General features: G+C 35.8%; 3 protein-coding genes and 5 pseudogenes. 4 read left to right on the plus strand and 4 right to left on the minus strand.

Features of this window, described 5'->3' with window-relative positions; all coding sequences use genetic code 11:
- Both DCC82_RS16560 and DCC82_RS16565 read left to right on the plus strand, forming a co-directional pair.
- A pseudogene (locus DCC82_RS16560) lies at nt 1–400 on the plus strand (hypothetical protein); the annotation flags it as partial.
- Nucleotides 401–413: 13 nt separating this feature from the next.
- A complete protein-coding gene (locus DCC82_RS16565; RefSeq protein ID WP_062678786.1) occupies nt 414–710 on the plus strand; it encodes a hypothetical protein in 297 nt (98 codons plus the stop codon).
- Nucleotides 711–1,002: 292 nt separating this feature from the next.
- Here the strand turns inward: DCC82_RS16565 and DCC82_RS16570 are convergent.
- Together DCC82_RS16570 and DCC82_RS16575 are read right to left on the minus strand one after the other, a co-directional pair.
- Nucleotides 1,003–1,443, minus strand: a pseudogene (locus DCC82_RS16570) (tyrosine-type recombinase/integrase); the annotation flags it as partial.
- The gene (locus DCC82_RS16575) at nt 1,443–1,706 is read right to left on the minus strand and encodes a phage lytic cycle repressor MrpR family protein (protein ID WP_108430517.1); all 264 of its coding nucleotides are present in this window, start codon (nt 1,704–1,706) and stop codon (nt 1,443–1,445) included. The gene DCC82_RS16575 and the pseudogene DCC82_RS16570, both read right to left, overlap by 1 nt.
- 179 nt (nt 1,707–1,885) lie before the next feature.
- Here DCC82_RS16575 and DCC82_RS16580 point away from each other — a divergent pair.
- Nucleotides 1,886–1,999: pseudogene (locus tag DCC82_RS16580) on the plus strand (helix-turn-helix domain-containing protein); the annotation flags it as partial.
- Here the strand turns inward: DCC82_RS16580 and DCC82_RS16585 are convergent.
- Together DCC82_RS16585 and DCC82_RS17510 are read right to left on the minus strand one after the other, a co-directional pair.
- Nucleotides 1,970–2,338: pseudogene (locus DCC82_RS16585) on the minus strand (IS982 family transposase); the annotation flags it as partial. The pseudogenes DCC82_RS16580 and DCC82_RS16585 sit on opposite strands and share 30 nt — an antisense overlap.
- A 113-nt stretch (nt 2,339–2,451) precedes the next feature.
- Entirely contained in the window at nt 2,452–2,628 is a 177-nt protein-coding gene (locus DCC82_RS17510) for a hypothetical protein (RefSeq protein WP_158268599.1), read from the minus strand.
- A gap of 81 nt (nt 2,629–2,709) precedes the next feature.
- Here DCC82_RS17510 and DCC82_RS16590 point away from each other — a divergent pair.
- Nucleotides 2,710–2,920: pseudogene (locus tag DCC82_RS16590) on the plus strand (transposase); the annotation flags it as partial.
- Between the last annotated feature and the right edge of the window lie 789 nt (nt 2,921–3,709).

Here is a 3,709-nt window from a genome sequence, read left to right on the forward strand (position 1 = left end):
CTTATCTATTCCAAATCCATTCAGAGATACCCTATCTATCTTTCATTACACAAAATTCTTGACGGTACCAAAGGAACAGCTAAATTTAATAAATAATGCGCCATCATACAAAGAGGTAGTTAGTGTCATTAAAAAATTTAACAAAGTTATAAATAGTGCTGAAGGTGAAAACTTAAAAGAAAGTATTTTAGAAGAAGTAAATACACAAAATAATAATATAGTATCGATACAAAAAATCAGCGGTTGTGGAGCAGCATCCATTGCAGGTTTCGCGCATACTACTGCGTTTACTGGTCTTATGACTCTTGCTGGAATAAGTGGTCCAGCTGGTTGGGCAATAGGAACTGGTGTTGCCGCGGTATGGTTAGGGGCTAGTGCTGCTGCTGGTTGCTTACGATAGTAAGGGGGATAATATGAGCAAAAGTGACTTTAAAGCATTTCTGGGTGGAAAGGTAGATATTTTTTCTCGAGGCACTTTTCAGCAACTCACTTTTCTAATTATCTTTTCTCCCCTTTTCACAAGCATGTTTAAGGAAAAAGTTTTGCTTTATGCCATCTTTGTTTTATTAATTACAATCAGTAATTTGGGTGTTGAGTATTTTGTTATAACAAAAAAAGGTCCTAGTCCTAAAAATTATATAGGATTGTTTTTGTTAATTAGTCTCCCTATCAATATTATAATTTTGTTGATTTTTTATATCATGCCTTAATAAGTATTTTCAAAGTAATGATCCTATAATTTATCATTTTATAAAAAAACGCCTAGCAGAATGAAGTAATCCAAAAGAAAACACCTCCTGAATCGAATGTATAACTCCATTCGATTCAGGAGGTGTTTGTCGTATGGGGACAAGAGTTCATATGATTTAACCGTCCTTCTTTTTTATTTAGGCTATGTTAATGACTATTGTTGATAATAATTTTTAGAGTATTCCATCTTCAACAAACCTGCCCCGTTAGTTAACCAGGAAATCGTTTCACAACTTTTAAAAAATGAGCACTTCAAATTCTAAATTTCGTCATGGCTCGGTCCATCGAATCCTGGTTAACACCAATATACTTTAATGTAATAGCCGGCAACGAATGGTTAAAAGATTTCTTGCAGCATTGCTACGTCTTTAGTCTGTTGGTAAAAGTGATAAACAAATGTTTTTCGGAGCGTATGCGTTCCGATCTCATCTAAATGAAATCGCTCAGCTACCTTGCGCAATATTTTATAAGCCATGCTCCTGCCGATTGACTTGTTATGTCCATTACGACTTTTAATTAAGTATTCATCGTCCCTTTTCCCTTCGATATACCGGTTCAGCTCTCGCTTCAAGGACAGAGTAATACAGAGCCGTTTCTGTTTTCCGGTTTTCTTTTCTCGTATTACTAATATGCGTGCCTTTCACATCACACATCACTAACTTTCAATTTTAAAATGTCGGAAATGCAAAGCCCTAAACAACAGAAAAACGATTACTAAAATTATTTTCAGTAGTCCATTTGGCTAGTTTGACTAACAATTCATTGAGTTCATCTTTTTCAAAATCCTTTAAATCCTTCTGGTATTTATACTCAAGATCACAACTATAAGAGAAAACATAGCTGGTAGATTTTCTAGTCTTCCCCTTATAATATGTTGATAGAAAAGCTTCTTTTAGTTCTGGATTATACATCTTATTATCCATATTTCTCCACCCAATCATACCTGAAATTTCCATTACAATACCCTGACAATATAGATCATATCTAAATTTGATTTCTTATCTTGCAAAAAAGGTTGAGAAAAAATCCCTCAAGCTTTTAAATGTTAAAGCCGATGATAAAATCCCCAATATAACCGGAATAAAATTCCCCACTTACAATAGAACCATAGTGTCAATGAGAGGAGCTATGGTTCGTGATTACGAGAGGGGAATTTTTTATGATCAAAGAGATGTACGAAAGGGGAATGAGTATTTCCGATATTGCGAGGGAATTAGGGATCGATCGGAAAACTGTTCACGACCGCATACGCATGGTGTTGCACGCGCTTGACCAGCTGGTGCCGCATCCACTTGATCACAAAGCCAAGCGCTCGGCAACGACGGTTGTATCGAGAACGTTCAGGGAACAAGTCCTTGGAAAACAAATTCCCGATCACAAACCGGTGCCAAGCCCGTTCGGAAGTGAAGCCCAACAACTTGCCAAGGACATGGACGGCGATGATGACCTCGTCTTCCTGTTTCAACAAATGAAGATTTCGACGTTGAAGAGGAATCTGGATACTCGATAGTTGAGCCGATACAAAAAGCGATGCATATTGTTTTTGAAGTTTGGCTCGATCTGTTGTAAAATGAAAGTGCTCTTGCATGGGAATTCTCCTTTTAAATGTTTGGTCGCACTTTCATTTTAAGGAGATCCTCATGCAAGGGCTATTTTTTATGCTTGTATGATTTTATCTAGCACCACGGGTTATAGAATGACTTATTTTATTTTTTCATCATGTTTGATATTTTCGGAATAAATGGCCAAGATTAATGAAAAGGTGGCAGCTAAGATAATAATAATAGAAGTTATATCAACACCATTATTAATGACCTGATAAACACCATATCCCATTAATAGAACAGGAGCAAAGTAATTAAGAAATTTAGTTTTCATTTATAATTATTCCTCCCTTTTCATTTCTTCAAAAAATATTTGTTTCCATTTTAGGATAAAAAAATCAAAAATTTCCTCTAAATCGAACAGGTGGAAACATCGAATATGAGAAATGACTACTATCAACGAAATCTAGATACGCAATATGGCCGGATTGAAAGCCTTTTGGCCCCAAGAAACCGAAATGGGGAATTTCAAACGCAGTTGTTTGCCCCTTGCCAACGTCACAACCGGCTGGCTGGAGGAAGCGATCATCAAGATGTATCAAAGTGGCATGAGTACACGTGAGATTGAATTCCAAATAATGAAAAATCCCACAAAAATGTTATAGAAATTGCTCGTCTAGGTGGCTTAGTTGTAGAACACCTGATTATTGAAAAAACAATAAAAATTACTAAATGAACGCCCTTTTCCAGTTTTTCTTGATTATAATCCGTAAGCTTTATATCCTAAAATTTGATTTATGTTTCGATTAATTCGTTGTACAACAGGTGAGTTTTGAGGCCCATTTGGATCTAGTATTCCTAATTCACCAGCTCTTTTCAATGCTTGAATAAGGAGTTCACTGTTTCCGTTGCTACGTAGTCAACGTTCTTCTTCCGCTGACATGTGTATCACATTATCTGGATTAATGGGTTCCGTTGCATTTTCCATCATATTTCTAAAACCTTTACCATCTAAAATAACAACATTATTTTTTCCTCTAATACATGTCCTTTATATCCATAAAGAGATCGAAGCACCCAAAGTTGACGATTAGAATTAAAATTTGCAATCTGTTCTTGGTTTAATCCACTCAACATTATTCTCACTTCCTTTCTATTTTATTATATCGACTTCATTGTGCAAATTTTTATAATTTTAACTAAAAAATTCAATATTTTCGTTCAGCCGTTCCATCCCATTAGTTGTGCGCAAACGACGGCGGAAACGGTCTGGATAGTCTAAAACTGCCGTGGCGTCTTCAAACCCTTCTTCAAGGATTTGATTCAGAATTTATTCGAGTAGCTTACAGCTCTGAGGAGTAAAAATTCTTCGAGATAAATTGAACTTCTAGCCCCCAAATTTTGATAAATATGCG

The sequence above is a fragment of the Geobacillus sp. LYN3 genome (genome assembly GCF_003064505.1).
Taxonomy (GTDB): Bacteria; Bacillota; Bacilli; order Bacillales; family Anoxybacillaceae; genus Parageobacillus_B; species Parageobacillus_B toebii.